General features: G+C 52.1%; 17 protein-coding genes. 8 read left to right on the forward strand and 9 right to left on the reverse strand.

Features of this window, described 5'->3' with window-relative positions; translation table 11 throughout:
- A complete protein-coding gene (locus M0220_RS10235) occupies window positions 1-1,443 on the forward strand; it encodes an NAD(P)(+) transhydrogenase (Re/Si-specific) subunit beta (RefSeq protein ID WP_030070677.1) in 1,443 nt (480 codons plus the stop codon).
- A 72-nt stretch (window positions 1,444-1,515) separates the two neighbouring features.
- Here M0220_RS10235 and M0220_RS10240 read toward each other — a convergent pair whose 3' ends face one another.
- Genes M0220_RS10240 through M0220_RS10260 form a run of 5 tightly spaced genes read right to left on the reverse strand, consistent with a single transcriptional unit; the run spans window position 1,516 to window position 7,353 of the window.
- Window positions 1,516-5,001, reverse strand: a complete 3,486-nt coding sequence (locus tag M0220_RS10240) for a pilus assembly protein (RefSeq protein WP_264017567.1) — start codon at window positions 4,999-5,001, stop codon at window positions 1,516-1,518.
- Window positions 4,998-5,438, reverse strand: a complete 441-nt coding sequence (locus tag M0220_RS10245) for a pilus assembly PilX family protein (protein WP_030070673.1) — start codon at window positions 5,436-5,438, stop codon at window positions 4,998-5,000. Before M0220_RS10245 ends, M0220_RS10240 begins: the two co-directional genes overlap by 4 nt.
- Window position 5,439: 1 nt before the next feature.
- Window positions 5,440-6,453, reverse strand: a complete 1,014-nt coding sequence (locus M0220_RS10250; RefSeq protein WP_030070672.1) for a PilW family protein — start codon at window positions 6,451-6,453, stop codon at window positions 5,440-5,442.
- A gap of 1 nt (window position 6,454) precedes the next feature.
- Entirely contained in the window at window positions 6,455-6,862 is a 408-nt protein-coding gene (pilV, locus tag M0220_RS10255) for a type IV pilus modification protein PilV (protein WP_264017568.1), read from the reverse strand.
- Between the two features lie 20 nt (window positions 6,863-6,882).
- Window positions 6,883-7,353 carry a GspH/FimT family pseudopilin gene (locus tag M0220_RS10260; protein WP_264017569.1) on the reverse strand — a complete coding sequence of 157 codons (471 nt, stop codon included), beginning with the start codon at window positions 7,351-7,353 and terminating at the stop codon, window positions 6,883-6,885.
- A 401-nt stretch (window positions 7,354-7,754) separates the two neighbouring features.
- Here M0220_RS10260 and katG point away from each other — a divergent pair, with 401 nt between their 5' ends.
- Window positions 7,755-9,908, forward strand: coding sequence for a catalase/peroxidase HPI (katG, locus tag M0220_RS10265; RefSeq protein ID WP_264017570.1), 2,154 nt, complete (start codon window positions 7,755-7,757; stop codon window positions 9,906-9,908).
- 194 nt (window positions 9,909-10,102) lie between these two features.
- Window positions 10,103-12,127 carry a PhoX family protein gene (locus tag M0220_RS10270; protein ID WP_264017571.1) on the forward strand — a complete coding sequence of 675 codons (2,025 nt, stop codon included), beginning with the start codon at window positions 10,103-10,105 and terminating at the stop codon, window positions 12,125-12,127.
- 67 nt (window positions 12,128-12,194) lie between these two features.
- Here M0220_RS10270 and M0220_RS10275 read toward each other — a convergent pair whose 3' ends face one another.
- The 3 genes from M0220_RS10275 to M0220_RS10285 are packed head-to-tail and all read right to left on the reverse strand — an operon-like array spanning window position 12,195 to window position 14,574.
- On the reverse strand, window positions 12,195-13,124 hold the full coding sequence (locus M0220_RS10275) for a 5-oxoprolinase subunit C family protein (protein ID WP_264017572.1): 930 nt from the start codon (window positions 13,122-13,124) through the stop codon (window positions 12,195-12,197).
- Window positions 13,121-13,825: a 5-oxoprolinase subunit PxpB gene (gene pxpB / locus M0220_RS10280; protein WP_264017573.1), complete on the reverse strand. Its 705-nt coding sequence runs from the start codon at window positions 13,823-13,825 to the stop codon at window positions 13,121-13,123. Before pxpB ends, M0220_RS10275 begins: the two co-directional genes overlap by 4 nt.
- Window positions 13,822-14,574, reverse strand: coding sequence for a 5-oxoprolinase subunit PxpA (locus M0220_RS10285; protein WP_264017574.1), 753 nt, complete (start codon window positions 14,572-14,574; stop codon window positions 13,822-13,824). Before M0220_RS10285 ends, pxpB begins: the two co-directional genes overlap by 4 nt.
- Before the next feature lie 439 nt (window positions 14,575-15,013).
- On the opposite strand from M0220_RS10285, the gene M0220_RS10290 reads away from it, so the two are divergent.
- The 5 genes from M0220_RS10290 (at window position 15,014) to M0220_RS10310 (ending at window position 19,244) form a co-directional block, all read left to right on the forward strand.
- Window positions 15,014-15,214 carry a hypothetical protein gene (locus tag M0220_RS10290; protein ID WP_030070654.1) on the forward strand — a complete coding sequence of 67 codons (201 nt, stop codon included), beginning with the start codon at window positions 15,014-15,016 and terminating at the stop codon, window positions 15,212-15,214.
- Window positions 15,215-15,222: 8 nt separating this feature from the next.
- Complete coding sequence (locus M0220_RS10295) at window positions 15,223-16,212, forward strand: LysR family transcriptional regulator (RefSeq protein ID WP_264017575.1); 990 nt, start codon at window positions 15,223-15,225, stop codon at window positions 16,210-16,212.
- 32 nt (window positions 16,213-16,244) lie between these two features.
- A complete protein-coding gene (locus M0220_RS10300; RefSeq protein ID WP_030070651.1) occupies window positions 16,245-17,234 on the forward strand; it encodes a TRAP transporter substrate-binding protein in 990 nt (329 codons plus the stop codon).
- 118 nt (window positions 17,235-17,352) lie between these two features.
- Window positions 17,353-17,916: a TRAP transporter small permease gene (locus M0220_RS10305; RefSeq protein ID WP_264017576.1), complete on the forward strand. Its 564-nt coding sequence runs from the start codon at window positions 17,353-17,355 to the stop codon at window positions 17,914-17,916.
- A gap of 23 nt (window positions 17,917-17,939) precedes the next feature.
- Window positions 17,940-19,244 carry a TRAP transporter large permease gene (locus M0220_RS10310; protein ID WP_030070649.1) on the forward strand — a complete coding sequence of 435 codons (1,305 nt, stop codon included), beginning with the start codon at window positions 17,940-17,942 and terminating at the stop codon, window positions 19,242-19,244.
- Between the two features lie 29 nt (window positions 19,245-19,273).
- Here M0220_RS10310 and M0220_RS10315 read toward each other — a convergent pair whose 3' ends face one another.
- On the reverse strand, window positions 19,274-20,806 hold the full coding sequence (locus M0220_RS10315; RefSeq protein WP_264017577.1) for a diguanylate cyclase: 1,533 nt from the start codon (window positions 20,804-20,806) through the stop codon (window positions 19,274-19,276).
- Window positions 20,807-20,817 lie beyond the last annotated feature (11 nt).

A 20,817-nucleotide genomic window follows, 5' to 3' on the forward strand; every position in this document is an offset into this window, starting at 1 on the left:
ATGTTAGGACAAGGGTTCGTATCTGCCGCGGCAATTGCGGCAAGTGTGCTATTTATTTTATCGCTAGGTGGCCTGAGCAATCAGGAAAAAGCCAAGCGCGCCGTATGGTACGGCATCGTGGGCATGGCCGTAGCCGTGTTCTTTACCTCCTTCGGGCCTGGTATTGGTGGCTACTGGTGGCTGATTCCGGCCATGCTGATCGGGGCTGGGATTGGTGTCTATGTGGCAGGCAAGGTCGAAATGACCGAAATGCCTCAGTTGGTAGCGGCACTACATAGCTTTGTGGGCTTGGCCGCGGTTTTTGTTGCCTGGAGTGCAGACTTAGAGCGTCGCCGAGTGCTGGCAGCACAAGCAGCCGATGGCGTGATGCAAGAGTTTTCTGCGTTTGCTGCCTTGGTGGCTACAAAAGCCCCTGACGAGCTGACCTTTTTGCAAATTGAGGTGGTGTTTGCGATTTTCATCGGTGCGGTGACCTTTACCGGCTCGGTAATTGCGTTTGGTAAGCTGGCAGGTAAAGTCGATGGCAAACCACGCCAACTGCCGGGTGGGCATATGCTCAACGCCGGTGCGGCGGCGCTTTCATTGCTACTCGCGATTCTTTACCTCAACGGCGCAGGTTTCTGGACACTGATCGTGTTGGCCGCGTTGTCGTTCTTTATTGGCTATCACCTGATTATGGGCATTGGCGGTGCCGATATGCCGGTGGTGGTGTCGATGCTGAACAGCTATTCCGGATGGGCCGCAGCGGCGATTGGTTTCACGCTTTCCAACGACTTGTTGATTGTCACCGGCGCCCTGGTGGGGTCTTCAGGGGCGATCCTGTCTTACATTATGTGTAAGGCGATGAACCGCAACTTTATCAATGTCATCCTGGGTGGTTTTGGTGGTGCTCAAGGGCCAGCCGCTGAAATTGAAGGCGAACAGGTCGCGATTGATGCAGGCGGTGTCGCGAGCGCCTTAAACGATGCGGATAGCGTGATTATCGTGCCGGGTTACGGCATGGCGGTAGCGCAAGCACAGAGTGCCGTCAGTGACTTAGTGCGTAAGCTGCGCGCAGCCGGTAAAACCGTACGCTTTGGTATTCACCCGGTAGCAGGGCGTCTGCCTGGGCACATGAACGTGCTGCTTGCTGAAGCTAAAGTGCCCTACGATATCGTGCTGGAAATGGATGAGATCAACGACGACTTCCCAAGCACTGATGTGGTGATCGTGATCGGCTCCAACGACATCGTCAACCCAGCGGCCGAGGAAGACCCCAATAGCCCTATCGCCGGTATGCCGGTGTTGAAGGTGTGGGAAGCCAAGCAGGTGTTTGTTAGCAAACGCGGCCAGGGCACGGGCTATTCTGGCATTGAGAACCCGCTGTTCTTCAAAGAGAACACGCGTATGTTCTACGGCGATGCAAGAGATAGCTTGAACACGTTGCTGCCGTTAATCGATTAACTTTAGACAGCGATAGTCTTGTTGTCATAAGGGGCAGAGCGCAAAGCGCTCTGCCCCTTTTTATTAACTAGCTTAATTGATGTTTTCTTCGCCACTCAGTTGCCGCCAAGAGCGGCGGCCTAGATGATCATTGCTAAAGCCAATGGCGATGGAACCATCGCCGTTGGGCGAGGCGTCTGGATCATCGGGATTGCCCACAAATAGCCGCTCGATATTGCCGTCGTTCACGCTAACTAAGCGCTCGCCAGTCCCTGCTTGTAAACCGGTAATAGCCTCGCCGTTAATATTGGCATCGCTGTCTTCTTTGCCATCCCCGTTGAAATCAAAGGTAGTTGTGCCACCGCTACCTCCTGTGTCCGCTAGAAGCGACATAAAGAAACCACTGCGCCCGCCGCCACAAGGGTCAGACTCGTCGGGCAGTAGCGTCGAAAATCGCACCCGCCGGGGCAAACTGCTTGAAATAGAAGGCCTAGCAATAACACGTTCGCCGGGAGGAAGTTCCAAACGCCAGCCACGCTGGCTACTGGTGGGGGCCTCGTTAGAACTGGCGCGTAAGTTAAAACCATCCCGTGTAGCGTTTCCGGTAATGCGCTGTAAGGCTAAGTTGGACGACGTAAAGGGAAGGCTACGGTCAACGCGGTCCTCTAAACCAATGAGCTGCTGCTTTGAACTGTCGCCAATATCGCTACTGCGGAAGTAGCTGCCGGTGCCGAATAGCACCATCAGCGTATCCGGCGAGTCGCTGCTTAGCGTCACGGCAGGCGCTGAGGTAATTGGCTGGTCGGCTTGGCCAGCATATAGCCGGTTGACGCTGCCCGTGTTGGTGAGCGGAAAGCGCCACATATTACCTGCTAAATCACCCGCGTAAGCGAACTGTGCACCTGAAAAGCGTGGCCAGGCGGTGACCGTTGGGGTTGCTAAGCCATTCGGTGCCTGTTGAGTGCCCGAATTTGTTTTTAAATGAGCGATAAGCTTACCGTCAGTAAGGCGCACTACAAATAGCGACGCCTGATAACCGGTACTGTTGTAGCCATTACCAAAAATGGCGACCCAGGTGCCATCAGTAAGCTGCGTAATAGTGGGTTCGCTAACCCCGGTGCCTAGTTCTGGGTGGCGAAATTCCCACAGCACGTCGGATGCGCCCATATTGCCGGGGTCGCTAACATCCAGTGCAAACACTGTGCGGCCGCCTGCCCCCATAGTACCTACGGCGACGGCCTCAGGGCCGCTCTGAATATTCACCTCTCGTACTGCAGGCGTGCCATCCATAAAGTAACGGTGGTTATAGTCTTCACGGGTTAGCGCGCGCAGAACGGGCGAATCGCCCTGGGTAAGTTCAGCGGGTAGGTAAGCAAACAGCTCACTGCCGTTAGAGGCGTTAAAACCATGCAACATACCGTCGTTGGCAGCCACTAGCAGTAGCGACGGGCGTGTTTCATTACCCTGCAACACGACTGGATTGGCGTTGATAACATCGCCCAAGAGTGAATTAGCACGAGGACGAAGGCCCTGAACATTCAGCCCCTGTAACCAGCTGATTTCGGCACTGGTGAGACCACTATTTTCAGGAATTAACAGAGCGCCAATGCGCTCTCCTTCGTCTAAGCGTTTAGACGTTAATAGGCGACGGTTACCTACCTGCTGAGCAAGTGTGGTTTGTGCATTCCAGCGTTCGCTACGGCTACCGTCTGGCTGAATCACTGATGCCGCTAGGCGGCCAGACCAGTCGTCGCTTCGAAACCCAGCGGTAAACAGTAAATTACCGCCTTCAAGCCCAAACTCATCGCTGTTAACCGCCGCAGAGGTGTTGGACTGAGAAGCGGCAATAATATTACCTAGTACCTGCTGCATTACTTGGTTAAGCGACGCTTCGTCGTTAGCAAAATAGGCGCGTTCGGTGCCGCCTGCGCGGGCTAAATCGCCAAGCGGGTCGTCAGAAACGTTGGGCAGATTGGCAATATCGGGCGGTAGGTTAAAGCCAACCACGTAGGTTTTAACGGGGCTGGAGAGCTCTCTATTAGTATCATCGTAAAGGCGCTTAATGGCGGCCTCGGCGCTGCTGAGTGCCCTGCTAACGTTGTTGCCCAGCGAGTTGCCAAAGCGGTCTACTGAAGGTAAACCGTCGGTCAGCCAAATATTAGCGTTAACCAAGCACTGTTGGGCATCGGGGTTATTGATATTGGGAATGGTAATGCCGGCTTGGTAGCCTTGGTTATTCTTAAAATCGCCGCCCCAGCTAGCGTTGTTCAAAAAGTAATCCCGCACGGTATACATGGTGCCTTCAATAGGCGTTAGGCCTGTCGCGAGTAGTGGCCAGCTGGGATCAGTCATCGGATTATCGCTGTTGCCAATCCAATCGTGCCTTTGTGGTGTAAGTTTAGTTGTGATCGCATTCCAATGATCTGTATTGATGGTGCCATCCTCATTTAAACCACCAATCGGTACGTGTAAATAGCCTAAGCCTGGTGAAGAAGTGGTTCGCCACTCAAGCTGGTTCAGCTGCAGAGAAAGAATATTTTGTCCCCAATTGGGAATGCCGCGTTGGCGCAAACTATCAACCAAGGGGATTCTGGCATTGCCGTCGTAATCAGCGTATTGCAGACCACCAGATCTTGAAATAATACGTAAATAGCGGTCTACGAACTGCTCGCCTGCAGAGTTGGTGCCTGAGTTTCGCCAATACTCGGTGCGGTCATCGGAGCTGTCTGGAAGCTGGAGGCTGGAGCGGTTGATAATGTAATAACCGGGAATACCTACATTAAAAAATGCATAGATGTCGGAATTCGGTAGGCGAGTTCGATAGCGTTTGGTTGATGCATCCCACTCTCCGTCGAAGCTAGGGTCGTACCAGTTTGGCGTGGCGTTTGTAGAGTAGCGAACATCCAGGGCACGCTCTGTGAGACGCCATACTACTGAGCGATTGTTAAAAGCGTCATTGCGATTGCGAGAGGCTGAGTTTTGCTGATATGCCATTAGACCGAGGTTAATATCGTTCCGGTAGCGCTCGACTAAGTCGCGACCTACGCGCTTCATAATGCTGGATTTGCTAAGTGGCGAGCGAGCTCCCGCAGGGCAAAGAACCGCATTGAATGTATTGGTCTGGCATGCTGCAAGGTTTGCTCGATCGCCAGCGTTTGTGCCAATTGCCACCCGGCCATCTAAGCCTTCCTGGCCGCTTTCTGAGTTATCCAAGATCAGCAGTACGTTAGGTGGCACACGGCTAACCACGTTTAACGGCGCTGGTGAGATCCCTGTTTGCTCTTCGGGGATTTCATAGTCTTCATCAATGGGGCCGTCATCGCCTCCGCCAATGGGAGGTTCAGGCTCTGGTTCCGTAGGTGGCTCTGGATCTGGATCTGGGTCTGGGTCAGGCTCTCCAGGGGTTGGAGGTGGTTCTTCAGGCGGCGGTTCAGGTGGAAAAATGCCAGCACCTAATGAAGCTGGTGTGGTATAGCCAAGCGTTAACACGAGCGCCAACGCAGCGGTCGACAAGCGGTAGAGCGCAATTTTGATAGGCCGAGCTGTTATGGAGCTAACTGTTATGGGGCTTGTTTTCATGGCGCTTCCACTTGCTGCTGGCGAACGTAAAGTGCCTCTAAGGCAACATTAGTGTCTGCTCCAATACCAAATCCTTGCGCTTCAATACGGTAGAGCACTTCAACCAGTTCCACGCCTGCATTGTTGGTGTGTGAGCCTAGTGGCGTCATTAGTTGCACGCGATAGCGTGGATTGCGCGACAGTTCGTCTATACCCAGTTGATGAGTGCGCCAGCCATTAGTGAGTGCAATGCCGTTTTGAAGCTGACTCTCTGCGCTACCCAGGGCGGCTTCTGCCGCTTGGAAGGCAACCGTGTAATCTCGTTGGTTAGCTGCCATGCGGTCTTGGGTAATGGCCCCTTGCATAGAAGAAAGACTGAGAACCGTGATGATGACAAGAAAGATAAGGCTTAGCACAAGCGCCATACCACGCTGCTGGGAAACGCCTGAACGTTGCATATTAGCGGTTCCTCAACGAAATGGTGGTGGTGAAGGCTTGATAAAGCCGACCGTCATCGGCGGTGAAGGCGTTATCGTCGCGAAAATTCCCCGTGGCAATGGATGTCGGCGTGCGTCGCAGGTTAGCTTGATCGCTCTGTATAATTAAACTGATGCGCAGCGCGCGTACATCTTCCCATTGAGCGTCACTGAGCTGTTCGGGAGGAAGGTATTCGTCATCCATTAAGAAAGCGGTGCGCATGGCAACAACGTTGCTGGCAACTATTTCGTTGCGTGGTGTCCTCTGGCTCAGGTTTAAACGCATTAACGAAGGGGGAACATCGTTATCTGGGTCTTGGCCGATATAGTAAAGCGCGCTGTTAAGGGCGCTCAGCGAAACGTTTTGACCCACGCTGTAGAAAATACTGTCAGCGTCGTTATTGCCTAGCCATCCTGCCCCCGTCGCTTTTTGAAGCACGCTGTCGCTGTTTGAGGCGTTATAAAACACATCACAAGTTTGTAAACCTTGGAGAAGGACCAGCTGATTGCGGTACAGGCTGTCTACGTTTCGGTTAAGAGTAAAAGGGGAGTTACTACTTACGGTTAGCGAGTTGTCAGCAAAGCCAGTGCGAGTGATAAGCCCACCACGAAACACGATGCTGTGCTGGCTTTCAATAGGGTTGAGAAGTTGCGATGCAAAGTTGCTGGTGCTTGTGTCACTCCATGCCTGAATCGCGTTATGGGCATTTCCAGTATCGTCAATATTGCGTAGATGATTGGTCATCTGTGAAGGTGCACAGCCGCCGCTGAAGTCTGCTTGGCGCAGTTCTTGAGCTACCGTATCTAGTGCGAATCGGCCAGCATCCTGCATATTCGCCAGTGCGGTTTGAAACCGGTAGCTTTGCTGAGACGAGATAAAAAGCTGGGTGGCCCCGGCCATGACGAGTAAGCCAATCACCATCGCAACGAGCAGTTCTACTAAGGTAAACCCCGATTGAAGTGCAGAAGCGTGATGAACCTTAGGCGTTTCGTCCATCTTACAGCTCCGATACAAGCTGAATTTGACGCGTATTGCCAGGGGCAGAGGCGTCTGTCCAGCGTACGGTGACATTGACACGACGATTGTTGATGGCAACCCCTCCTTCACCGTCAGGCAGCGCGCTAGCAAGATCCTCGACCCACTCGGATTGGTCGTTGGCGGCTAGTCCGTTGCCAAGTACCGTACTGCCGACACTTAGTGCATAAGCAGCGGTCTGATCAGGATTGGCGCGTATGCGGTCGAGCATGTCTTGGGCCATATTGGTTGCCTGGGTTTCAAAGTAAGCGGCACGGTTGTGCATCAGCGACTGTGTTTGTAATCCCACTACCCCTAATAACCCGATGGACAGTACGAGTAGCGCGATTAGTGACTCCAGCAGAGAAACACCGCATTGTGGTTTAGGCATAAGCAGGGCTCGATGTTAGGTCAATCACAAGCTTGACGACGCGATAACACGCGAGAGATACCGCTTGGCTCTACCCGAATACAGCGGCCTAGTTCCTCTAGTGCTATTGATATGTCCTGTGAAACAAAGTCTGCTGTAGCAAGACGACCTTGGCTGTTGAAGGTGAACGATTCAGGTGCACCGTTAACTGATATATCGGGCTGGGTCTGTGACCATGTGCGCAGTTGGGTTGTATCATCAGTCACCTCCCAGCCCGCACTCCAGCCGTCGGCTACTGGCTGTAAGCGAATAGATTGATTGCGTCTGACGGCTTCACTGCGCGCGTAACTTAAAGCAATTTTGTAGTCGTTGGCCGTTGTTATGACACGATTTTCCTGAATGATACGTGCGAAATTAGGGATGGCGATGGTGGCTAGTGTGGCAAACAGTGCCAGTGCAATGAGCAGCTCTAATAGCGTAAAGCCGCGGCCGGAGTGTTTTGCCGTCACCATGAAGTGCTTCTCGGTTGATATCTGTTGCTTTAACGCCTGAGTAGATCCTGTGTATTTAACAAAATATCACAATTCAATTCATCGCCAATTAAAAAATAATCGTCATAAAAGAGCGCTATTTAGTCAGCCGGTATGTACGAAAGAGGTCATTAACTGGTACTGATAAATACGTATGGCTATGCTCTTAAGTAGTTACCTTAAAACAAATAGCTAAAAGCTATAAGGTTGGTCGTAAAATGCAAATTGTAGCTATCGTCAATGTGCTTTAAAACAGTATTACGTTGATGACGCATTCTTGACTGTACGAAGTGTAATAATTTGCAGTGCAGTAATACTAAGAAGAGTGCCAACCGTCTATTTCCTTGGCTGGTCCAAGGCAAGAGCAAGAAGGGGAGAGAAATATGAGTGGCAAATGTCCTGTAATGCATGGTGGAAACACCTCTACTGGCACCTCCAACAAAGATTGGTGGCCAGAGGCGCTTAATCTAGACATCCTGCATCAGCATGATCGCAAAACTAACCCGATGGACCCAGATTTTGACTATCGGGAAGAGGTCAAGAAACTCGATTTTGACGCCCTAAAGCAAGATGTTCATGCCTTGATGACCGACAGCCAAGCCTGGTGGCCAGCCGACTGGGGCCATTACGGTGGCTTAATGATTCGCATGGCATGGCACTCTGCGGGCACCTACCGCATTGCTGATGGCCGTGGTGGCGGTGGTACCGGTAGCCAGCGTTTTGCGCCACTGAACTCCTGGCCGGATAACGTCAGCCTTGATAAAGCGCGCCGTTTGCTGTGGCCAATCAAGAAAAAGTACGGTAATAAAATTAGTTGGGCAGACTTGATGATCTTGGCAGGCACCGTGGCTTACGAGTCCATGGGGCTGCCTGCCTACGGTTTCTCGTTTGGCCGTGAAGATATTTGGCACCCAGAGAAAGACATTTATTGGGGCGCTGAAAAAGAGTGGTTGGCGCCTTCTGACGAGCGCTATGGTGACGTTACCAAGCCGGACACCATGGAAAACCCGCTTGCAGCGGTTCAAATGGGGCTTATTTACGTTAACCCAGAAGGGGTGAACGGTCAGCCTGATCCGCTTATGACGGCAGAGCATGTGCGTCTTACTTTCGCCCGTATGGCGATGAACGACGAAGAAACTGCCGCGCTAACTGCGGGCGGCCACACCGTGGGTAAATGCCATGGTAATGGTGATGCCGGTGCGCTAAGTGTCGAGCCGGAAGCCTCTGATGTCGAAAATCAGGGTTTTGGCTGGAACAACCCGCACATGGACGGTAAAGCGAGCAATGCCGTGACTTCCGGTATTGAAGGCGCTTGGACCACCAACCCAACCAAGTTCGATATGGGTTACTTTGACCTGCTGTTCGGCTACGAGTGGGAGTTGAAGAAAAGTCCTGCCGGTGCCCATCAGTGGGAGCCTATCGATATTAAAGAAGAAGATAAGCCGGTTGATGCAACCGACCCCTCTATTCGTCACAACCCCATCATGACCGATGCGGATATGGCGATGAAGATGGACCCGTCGTACCGTGCCATTTGCGAAAAGTTCATGGCCGATCCTGAGTACTTTAAGCAGACCTTCGCGAAAGCGTGGTTCAAGCTGACTCACCGTGATATGGGACCGAAAGCGCGCTATATCGGCCCGGAAGCACCGGCGGAAGATCTGATTTGGCAAGACCCGGTGCCTGCTGGCAGCACCGATTACTGTGAAGAAGTGGTTAAACAGAAAATCGCTGAGAGTGGCCTAAGCATCAGCGACATGGTCAGCACCGCGTGGGATAGCGCGCGCACTTACCGTGGTTCTGATATGCGCGGTGGCGCCAACGGTGCCCGCATTCGCCTAGCACCACAGAAAGAGTGGCAGGGCAACGAGCCTGAACGTCTTGCTGATGTGCTTAAGGTGTATGAGCAGATATCTGCTGATACCGGTGCCAGCATTGCCGATGTGATTGTGTTGGCAGGCAGCGTGGCTATCGAAAAAGCGGCTAAAGCCGCGGGCTATGAGGTACACGTACCGTTCCTCAAAGGCCGAGGTGATGCCACTGACGAAATGACCGATGTAGATTCTTTTGAACCCTTGGAGCCGCTTGCCGACGGTTTCCGTAACTGGCAGAAGAAAGACTACATCGTCAAACCTGAAGAGATGTTGCTGGATCGCGCCCAGCTGATGGGCCTGACTGCACCGGAAATGACCGTGCTGCTGGGTGGCATGCGGGTGCTGGGCACCAACTATGGCGGCACCAAGCACGGCGTGTTTACCAACCGTGAAGGCCAGTTGACCAACGATTTCTTCGTTAACCTGACCGATATGGGCAATAGCTGGAAGCCGGTGAGTAACAACGCCTACGAAATCTGCGACCGTGCCACGGGTGCCGTGAAGTGGACCGCTTCGCGTGTTGACCTAGTGTTTGGCTCTAACTCACTGCTGCGCTCTTACGCAGAAGTGTATGCTCAGGACGATAATGGCGAGAAGTTTGTTAAAGACTTCGTCGCTGCCTGGACAAAAGTGATGAACGCAGACCGCTTCGACGTGGCATAAATGTTGAAGTAACCATTACTCTAAGCAACGCCTTGCTTGTTCTAACCCGCATCGAAAAGATGCGGGTTTTTTTGGTTCGATATAACACGTAAGTTTAACTGCAGTGTCACTTACCGTTCATAAACATTGCTGATTCTTATCTCCTGGATTTGTCGGCGTTAAGCCACAGTGGTTTTTTTAAAGGGAGAGTTCTTATGGCGCAGCAGCGTTTTGTTCCAGGTAAGGTTTCAGTAGTTCTCGCAGAAGGTGACGAACCCCTTAGCAACGTCTCTAACAATGCTTATTTTGGCGATGTGCTCGAAAAGCGGTTAACTCGGCGGGGCGTGCTGAAGGGTGGCCTGGCTACGGTGATTGCCGGGTTGATGGCAACCAAACTGCCCTTTAATAATGCCTTTGCAGCACAGGATGGTGTTTCATCGCCTAGCCTTGGGTTTAAGCCAGTACCGGTCAGCGCGGCAGATAAAGTGGTAGTGCCTGACGGTTATCGTGTACAGAGCTTTATTCCGTGGGGAACGCCGATTAGTGGCGATATGCCTGCTTTTACTCACAATGGCAGCGGCGACGATCAAGCCCAGCAGGTAGGAAGCCATCACGATGGCATGCACTTCTTCCCACTAAACGGCAGTTCCACCGATGGCCTGTTGGTGCTTAACCATGAGTACGTTGAACCGCGCTTTTTACATGCCGCGGCTGCTGGGTTGTCATTAGATCGTAATGGTTTCCCTCAGCATGCGGATGGCAGCCGCGATGCTGACCAAGTCATCAAGGAAATGAATGCCCATGGCATCACGCTGGTACGTGTTCGCCAGGCTGAGAGCGGTGAGTGGGGCGTTGTGCAGGATGCGCTAAACCGCCGTGTGACTGCACAAACGCCGATGCGTCTTTCAGGGCCAGTAGCTGAGACTGACCACGTAAAAACACACTACAGCCCTGACGGTACCATGACGCGTGGCACGATTAATAACTGTGCTCATGGTGTTACCCCGTGGAACACCTATTTGGCTGCGGAAGAGAATTGGGCGGGCTACTTCGCCAATAACGATGCTGATATTGACCGCAGGCAAACCCGTTATGGGATAGAAACGCGTGAGACAGGGCGCTACCAATGGCATCGTGCTGATCGCGAAGATGATATGTTTGCCCGTTTTGATGCGAGCAGCAAAGGGGCAAGTGCAACTGACGATTACCGCAACGAGCCGCATACTTTTGGCTGGATGGTCGAAATTGACCCTATGTCGCCGGACGCTGCTCCTGTCAAGCGCACCCACCTTGGGCGCTTTGCCCACGAAGGCGTTATTTTTGCGCCTGCGGTGGAAGGGCAGCCAGTGGTTGCTTACTCAGGGGATGACGCTCGCTTTGAGTACATCTATAAATTTGTTTCTCGTCAGCCGTACCAAGCTGCAACCGCGGATGGCTCACTGTTGGATGAAGGTACCTTATACGTTGCCAAATTTAATGAAGATGGCAGCGGTGAGTGGCTAGCGCTTGCGCCTGGTCAGAACGGTTTGACGCCCGACAATGGTTTTGCAGATCTGGCGGATATCTTAGTCAATACGCGCAGCGCTGCGGATGTTGTCGGTGCCACAAAAATGGACCGCCCTGAATGGGGAGCAGTCGACCCTGTCACTGGGCAGGTATATTTTACCCTGACCAACAACACCCGCCGTGAAGAGGGCGATGAAGACGCTGCCAACCCGCGCGCCAACAATAACTTCGGGCATATTATTCGCTGGCAAGAAGAGGGCAGCCATGCTGGTGAACGCTTCCAGTGGGATCTGTTTGTACTTGGGGGAGACCAAGAAAGCAGTCGTGATCTCGCAGGTAACACCTTAAATGACGACAATATGTTCTGCTGCCCTGACGGTTTATGGATCGACCCTGACCGCCGGGTATGGATACAAACGGACGTCAGCGAGTCGGTAATGAATACCGGTATCTTTGAAGCCTTTGGCAATAACCAGATGTTGGTCGCCAACCCAGAAACAGGCGAAATAAAACGCTTTTTGACTGGGCCAATAGGCCAGGAGATCACCGGCGTAGTGACAACACCTGACCAGCGCACCATGTTTGTTAACGTCCAGCATCCAGGAGCCACGACCCCTGCGGATGACTTTGCCGCTGGCAACTTTATTAGTCACTGGCCTGAGGGGGGGAGCGCTATTCCACGCTCTGCAACGCTGGTGATTACCCGTGAAGATGGCGGTATTGTTGGCGCTTAAGAGTGAGTAACGCCACTGTTAATAAAGGCATCCCGTTGGATGCCTTTTCTATTTTAGGCAGCCTGTTTTATTGCCATACACACATCTGATTCCGATATGCGACTTGCGCTTGGCTGGCACTGATCGGGCGCAAACGCACCTCTGTTCCTGGTAAGCATTGAGCAAGCAGGGCACAGGCCATGGGTGTAAGTGCACCTAAGCGTGGGTAGCCGCCGATGGTTTGGCGATCATTCATCAAAATAATCGGCTGGCCGTCGGGTGGGATTTGCACGGCGCCAAGTGGAATGCCTTCGGAAATAATGCCGCTCAGTGAGCTGCGCAGCGGTACTCCAGTGAGACGAATACCCATTCGATCAGCGCGGTTATCTACCGTCCAAGGCTGGTTAAACGCGTTGTACAGACTACGTCCGGCGAAATATGAAGCCTGCGAGCCAAGCACCATGCTGAGTTGGCAGTTTTTTTCCGGCATGGCGGGTTTTGTTCCTTCAGGCATCTCACGCTTGGCGGTAACGCCGCCGTGCCAGATGAGCTGGTCACCGGTTTGCAGCGGTTTGCCATCATCTCTGAGCCCGCCAATTTGCTCGCGGGCAGTGCAAGCGCGGCTGCCCAGTACTTCTGGCACGTCTAACCCCCCCGGAAACGCGAGGTAGGCTCGCAGACCACGGCGGGGCTGGCGGAAAATGAGCGTTTGTCCAGAGCGCAGCAGAAAGCTTGTATTGGTGGCAAGTGGCTGGCCATCGACGGTAGCGCCAAGGTCGGCTCCAGACAGTGCTAGGCGCACCTCTGCATTAGCAACCAAGCTGAGATTACCACCCATCACAATTTCCAGCGCCGCGCAGTCTGGCGCGTTACCGAGTAGCCAGTTTGCCCAGCGAAACGATATCCAGTCGGCGGCACCGCCCTGGGTGACACCCAAATGGCCCACGCCGAATCGTCCGGTATCTTGAATGAGCGCTAACGGCCCGGCTTGCTTAACGGTCAGCATTGCTTGGCTCATGACCGCTCCTCCATCGGCGTTGTATCGCCTCCTGCTGTTGCGAATTCTTGTTTACTGATTGCTTTGAAACGCACTTTGTCGCCAGGGCGTAGTAGAGGCTCGCCCCGCTTAGCGTATTCAAACAGCGGTACGGCGGTGCGGCCTAAAATATTCCACCCCCCTGGAGAAAGGAGTGGGTAGATAGCGGTTTGTCGATCGGCAATGCCCACACTGCCTGCCGCGACTTTGCGTCGCGGTGTTTTCAAGCGTGGTGTAGCGATGCCTTCGTCTACCAAGCCCATAAAACCGTAGCCGGGGGCGAAGCCCAGCGCGAATACGCAGTAATCATGGTCGCAGTGACGTTCAATCAAAGCCTCAATGCTGATGCCAGCGCGTTTTGCCACCAGCGGCAGCTCAGGGCCAACGCTTTCGTCGTACCACACGGGGATCTCATGCAGTTGGCCGTTCTGCGACTCAGCGGGCGTTAAGTCGCGTAGGGCATTGCGAATTAGCGTCGTGACGTGGGCAAATGTGAGTTGCTGGCTGTCATAGTGCACCAGCAGCGTGGTGTAAGAGGGAATTAGGTCAATGAGTGCCCCACCCAGCGCATTGCGTAGGGTTTGATCGGCAGCGATGATCCACGCCATATTGGATTCATCGATAGTATCAAACAAGCGTACCGTTATGGCGTCCATCGCCGCCGTTTCTAAACGCAGTTTCACGCCGACTCCAGCGCTGTAAAGGCATCGCGAATAGCCCGCACGGCAGCGACTGATTCCGGGTTGTCGCCATGCACGCACAAAGTGTCGCAGGGCAGCTGCAGTGTGCTGCCATCGCGGGCAGTCAGCGCCTCGCCTTTGGCAAGTGCTACGGCCTGCGCAACGATAGTGGCTTGATCGTGATGAACCGCACCTTCCAGGCGACGAGAGGCGAGATGGCCGGTTGCTTCATAAGCGCGGTCAGCAAAGGTTTCAAACCACAGGGTAATGCCCATTTTTTTTGCTAACTGACGATGAGGCTCGGGGTCGGCGGTAGCCATTACCATCAGCGGGAGGCTGGCATCATAAGCACGAACTGCACGCATAACGCCTTCCAGTAGTTCAAGGTTGGCCGCCATATCGTTATACATTGCCCCATGGGGTTTAATGTAGCTAAGTGCTGTGCCTTCTGCTTGGCAAATAGCGGCTAGCGCACCCACTTGATAGAGCACCATATCTTCCACTTCGGCAGGCGAGCAAGCTATGGAACGACGACCAAACCCCATTAAATCCGGGTAGCCTGGGTGGGCCCCAATACGAACACCATGCTGGTGAGCTAGGGCTACGGTGCGACGCATGACATGGGGGTCCGAGGCGTGATAGCCACAGGCAATGTTGGCACAGTCAACGTGAGGCATTACTTCAGCATCTAAGCCAATTGACCAATTACCAAAGCTTTCGCCCATGTCGCAGTTCAACAGTGGGATTGCCATAATGTCTCCTAGCCGTTTTTTTTGAATTTATTAGCTTAACGTAGTGGTTAGCTGCCTATTATTCATAGCAGCAGTAACAAAATTCTGTTTTTAATAATAGAGCGCTAATATTAAATAAGCCGTTGTAAAGTACCGATTATAAATGTCGGCCGACACCATCAGTTGTAACTAATTAGCTTGGTTAGCAGCATGGTTGCTTAAAACCAATATATGAACCTATCTTGTTAAGTTCCAATCGTTTTTACTGATACTGAGTATCGGAGCTTCCTATCATGCTGTTATTTATTGGAAAAATAGTTGACCCTGAGCTTGGTTACGATTATCAAATAAATAAAGCGACTTGATAAAAGATTATAAAAAAGCGCTCACGCCAGCTTTAGAAAATATCTGCAGCAGAAATAATAATCGGCGGTTAGTGAGACGTTTGAAGGAGTGAAACATGCAAATGCCGACCACGGAACAGTTTGTTAGCGTTCAGTGTGCCGCCATAGGTAACACCACCATGCTGGCCTTAAGATTGCATCACAAAGTAATGCGCTCGTTTCACTCAGTGATACATTGCGCTAGAGAGCGCCATAGCGCGCGACGCTACCTGCGTTGTGTGGCAACCTCTGCCGATATTACTGCAACCGTTGGTTAGGCAAATGTATGCTTGATTTCAAAGAGCTAGACGCTTTTGTATGGGCGGTAAAACTGGGCTCTTTTCGCAAGGCTGCCGTACGCCTGCATATTACCCAGCCCTCTATTTCTGAGCGTATCTCACGTTTAGAGAGCACCGTTGGGGAGCTGTTGCTTGAGCGCTCTGCGCGTCCAATTCAGCCGACTATGCGTGGCCGTGAATTCTTTCTGCATGCTGAGCGCATACTGCATCAGCGTGACGAGGCGCTAAAGCTGTTTGATAACGCTGAAACGTTTTCCGCTCCCTTGCGGCTTGGCACTATCGAAACCATTGCCCATAGTTGGTTTCCTGATTTTATTCAGCGCCTTACCGAGCGTTATCCCAAGCTAATTATTGAGCTCACTGTCGACTATTCGCCGGCCCTCAATAATCGGTTGATAGGTAATGAACTCGATATTTTACTGGCCATGAATGGCTACCTAGCCCCAGAGCAAATTGAGTGCGATAGGTTAAGCCCTTATGAAATGGGCATGTTTGTCTCACCTCGCCATGCCGCGTTGCTAAGCGAACGCCCAGACGCTTGGTGTCACGCGTTGCCGTTTATCTCCTTTGGTCGGCAGGCCCGCCCTTATGAAGAATTGGTACGTTATCTTGCTGATATGGGCGTCCAGCAGCCGCGCATCCACAGTGTCAGCACGCTAATGACTATTGCGCGGATGACTATGGAAGGGCTGGGGATTGGCGCGTTACCTGTTGCCACCGTGCTGGATGAGTGGCGCCGAGGTGATCTATACCGTTTAGCGCTCCCCGCCCCTTTGCCGCCGATGAACTATGATGTGATCTGGCGCAGTGCAAACCACCCGCGCTTTTGTCGCAGCGTGGGCCGGATCGCCCAAGAGTGTGCCGCTAACTATGCTAGAGAACGGCGCGCTGACATGGCAAATACATGTTTTACCGGGCGTTGGGTTCAACCTGGCGCGACCCTTGCCACCCCCGAAGTAACACCTCGATTAACCTGAACTCCCATTAATATGAATAAGAGGACGTCCCCATGCATAAACATATAACAACGCCATTACTGCTAGTGACCGCTTGCAGCCTTGCTGCTGCGGCGACCGTTCAGGCGGCTGAGTGGACCATGGCAACGCCTTATGGTGATGCAAGTTTCCATACCCAAAACAACAAACAGTTTGCAGAGGATGTGGCCGAAGCCACTAATGGTGATTTAACCATTACGGTGCATAGCGGTGGTTCTCTGGTTTCTCATGGTGAAATTAAACCGTCGGTGCGCCGCGGCACGATTGATGCTGGCGAAGTTTTCCTCTCCATTCTTTCAAACGATGATCCTATTTTCGAAGTCGATACGTTGCCGGGGGTAGCCGGTAGCTATGAAGATGCCTATGCCTTGTGGGAAGCCACTAAGCCGATGATTACTGAGCTATTTGCCTATGAAGGAATGGTTCCTCTCTATGCTGTCGCTTGGCCCGCCCAGGGAATTTACACTTCTGAGCCGTTAACGGACCCTGATCAGTTTGATGGCTTGCGGGTGCGTGCGCCGAATATTAATACTCAGCGTTTCGTTGATAATTTAGGTGGCAGCCCGACGGAAACTGAGGAGTCTGATATTCCTACTGCATTTAGCACCGGTCGTGTGGATGCCATGATTACGTCCAGTTCTACCGGCAACTCAATGGCTGCCTGGGACTACGTGACCGACTACACCGATGCTAACTTGTGGCTGCCTAAGAACATTGTGTTTATGAGCCAGCGCAGCTTTGACCGTTTAGATGAAGCTACTCAAGATGCCCTAATGGAAGCCGCAGCGCGTGCTGAAGAGCGTGGCTGGCAAATGAGCCGCGAGAATAATGAGGCTAGCCTAGAAACACTGAAAGAAAATGGTATTTCGGTTTCTGAGCCTAATGAAGCGGTTTCTGCTGCACTGCAAGCGGCTGGTGATGAGCTATTTGCCGACTGGGAATCTCGTGCTGACGACGATGCAAAGCAAGCCTTAGAGAGCTATCGCGAACAGCGCGATAACTGAGCCTTAATATCTGGTCTTAGTATCTGGTCTTAATGACTGGTTTTAATAACTAATGCTGGCTTTAAGGGCGGCTAATTGTGTCGCCCTTTCCACCCACGCGCTCAATGAGACTGCGAACATGATGTTTAAATTCGACAAACTCTACCGCCTCGGTGCCTGGGGTGCAGCCGCGTGTATGGTGGCTATTTGTGCACTTATCGCACTGCAGGTCACGTTTCGCTTAGTAGATGCGCTGCTGGTTTTGGTTGGCCTTAGCCGACTTGGCGTGAGCATCACCGGCGTATCTGAGATGGCTTCATATCTGTTAGTAGGCGCCACATTTCTTGGTCTGGCCTACACCTTTGTTCATCATGCCCATATTAGGGTGACGCTACTTATCTCGCGTCTACCTGCTGCAATCCGCGTCTGGTTTGAGGTGTTTGGATTGCTTGTTGCGGTAGTGATCAGCCTTTTGCTGGCCTACGGCTTAATTGGATTAGCCAGGGAAAGCCTTCAATACAACGACGTGTCGTCAGGCTTTTTATCTATTCCCTTGTGGATACCTCAATCAGTATTGATTGTTGGGGTAGGGCTGTTGGCATTGGCGCTGATGGAGGCACTGTGGATAGCGCTGCGCATTGCCATTCGCGACCCTGCGAGCTTCCGTGAAGTGACCGCCATCGACGACAACGAAGCGCATTAAGACGCTACTCGGGAGATACCCTCGTGCTATTACTCAGTTTGGTTACTATTTTTACCCTCGTGGTGCTGTTAGGCAGTGGCGTCTGGATTGCCTTTGCTCTAATTGGCACTGCCTGGGTTGCCCTTCAGTTTTTTAGTCCTTTTGACCCCGGCCCTATTCTTGCCTCGGATTTTTGGGGAGCGAGCTATGGCTGGGATTTAACGGCGTTGCCGATGTTTATCTGGATGGGTGAGATTCTGTTTCGCTCAGGCCTGGCTGACAACATGTTTCGTGGCTTGTCGCCCTGGCTAAATCGCCTGCCGGGACGTTTGCTGCATACTAATATCATTGGTAGTGGCATGTTTGCCGCTGTTTGTGGCTCTTCGGCAGCGACCTGTGCCACGGTGGGGAAAATGACCCTGCCGGAACTCGAGCGGCGCGGCTATGACAGCAATATGGCCATTGGCACTTTGGCTAGCGCATCGACGCTGGGACTACTCATTCCGCCTTCCATTGTGTTGATTGTATATGGTGTAGTGACTGAGCAGTCCATTACTCGGTTATTTATGGCAGGTATTGGACCAGGGCTGATGATCTTAGCCATGTTCATGACCTATCTCGTGTTGTGGGCTCTGTTGAAAGGTAATCGAAACGGGTTAACCGGTGCTGATGAGTCGGGTATGAGCTTCGTTGAGAAGCTGCGCAATACCTGGTCGCTGGTGCCAATTCTGCTGCTTATTGGCGGTATTATCGTATCGATTTATGGAGGCCTTGCATCACCAACAGAAGCTGCAGCGGTGGGCGTTGTGCTGTCGATGGTTATTGCGCATTTTAATGGCCACTTTAATCGCGACATCTTTACCAGCTCGTTATTTGCCGCCGTGCGTACTGCATGCATGATCGCCTTTATTATTGCCGGTGCGTCGTTTCTCACCTCAGCAATGGGTTTTACTCAGGTACCGATGCAATTGGCACGGGCGATTGGTGAGATGGGGTTATCGCCTACAATGCTGTTAGTAGCTTTAACGCTATTGCTACTGATTATGGGCTGTTTTCTGGATGGTATTTCGCTGATTTTATTAGTGACTGCGATTATCATGCCGGTCATTAGCGCTGCTGGTTTCGATTTGATTTGGTTCGGTATCTATCTTGTGATTGTGGTGGAAATGTCGCAAATCACCCCGCCTGTTGGATTTAATCTATTTGTAATTCAGGGGCTTACAGGAAAAGATATTGTCACTATCACGAAAGCTACGTTGCCGTTCTTTTTACTGATGCTGCTAGCAATTGCCTTTATGCACCTCTTTCCAGAGATTGCGTTATATCTACCAGAGGCAATGAACAGATAATAAAAGAATAACGGTTACTATTGGCATGGCTAATCTTGACCATAAACAGAGATGCCCCGACGGCCAGAGCGTTTGATGAAGTACATGCTTTGGTCGGCGGCATCTATTAGATCGCGTTCATTGCGGAAATTGCCATCACTTAAACACGCAATGCCCATGGAAGCTGTTATATATAGCGCTTCCTGATCTACGGTTAGCATAGGTTGCTCTTTTAAATGCAGTTCAATCCGTTCAGCTAACTGTTTAGCGGTTTGAGATGTTTCATCAGGCAATATAATTAAAAATTCTTCGCCGCCGTAGCGTCCAGCTAAATCACCTTTTCGAATTAACGACGCCAGCGTTTTACCAAACCGCTCTAAAATCAAGTCACCGGCCTGATGACCATAGCGGTCGTTCAGCACTTTAAAATGGTCTAAATCAATGAATATGACCGACATAGTGCGGCGTTGCTCGTTACAAAGAGCAAAGCGCTCTTCGAGCTGTTTTTCTAACCAAGCACGGTTAGCAAGCTGGGTAAGTGAGTCAATACGGCTGCGTTTTTCTAATGCAGCGTTGTGCAACTGTAATGTATTCAACTGCTGCTGTTGATCATCTAACCGTGCGGTAAGTGCTAGTGAGTGTTGATAAAGCAATTGTTTGGCTTCTGCTAGCAGTGCATGGCTGTCGATAGACGACGGTGCCGTAAGGTTAAGAATGTCCGTTAATAGGTCTATCTCTTCGGGTAGTCGGTGCAAGAGTGCTTCAATTGCATGTGTTGGCACTGTCTCCGCGATGGCTATCTGTTTTAGTAATAGCGCTAACGACACACTTGGTTCAGGGCTAAGCCAAGCATCAGCGATAGCGCCTGATAAACGTAAGCAAAGAGTCTCCATGTCATCGGTTACAAAGCCATCATGGCTTTGGTAAATAGCCCGCACGATGGGAGAAGGTAGGCCCCACTTCGCGGCTAACCAGGCGCCAATTCGCGTATGATCACTGCCAAAGCAGTGGCGCTCTGCGTTGATTAACTGTGCATGGGACGCTTGGTAATCAGCGTATAGTGTATCTGCTTCGTCAGGATAGGTGGTAATGATTGCCAATATGCCGATGTCTTGTAGTAGGGCGAGTGTGAACGCGCTGCCTACTTTCGTAGGGCAGAGTTGGTTAGCCAGTTTACCTGCCACTACCGCTGCAACAATGGCACGCCGCCATGTTCGAATAACCACTGTTTCTGTCGGCGGCCAGGGCAGTAGTGTGAAGCTCAGTACGGTAGCAAGTGTGGCATCCAGGCCCAGGCGTTGCGTCGCTTCTAAACTGGTTTGTGCTGGGGGAGCCGAGCGTAGGTAATAGACACTATTAGCGACCGCGATTAGACGTGCTGTTAACCCAGGATCACGTTCAATGACACGCACATACTCGCCCAGAGGGGCGTGGGGAGAGCGAGCGACTTCGAGTACCTGCAACGCAACGGCAGGTAACGAAGGTAAACTCGCCGTTTGCAGCAGTGCTTCCGTAAGAAAGGCAGGAAGCTCATTGGTGAGCGAAGCATAAAGCGTTTCATCTTCGGCTGAAGGGCCCGTCATGTTATCTCCAA

Source organism: Halomonas qinghailakensis (assembly GCF_025820815.1).
GTDB classification, from domain to species: domain Bacteria; phylum Pseudomonadota; class Gammaproteobacteria; order Pseudomonadales; family Halomonadaceae; genus Vreelandella; species Vreelandella qaidamensis.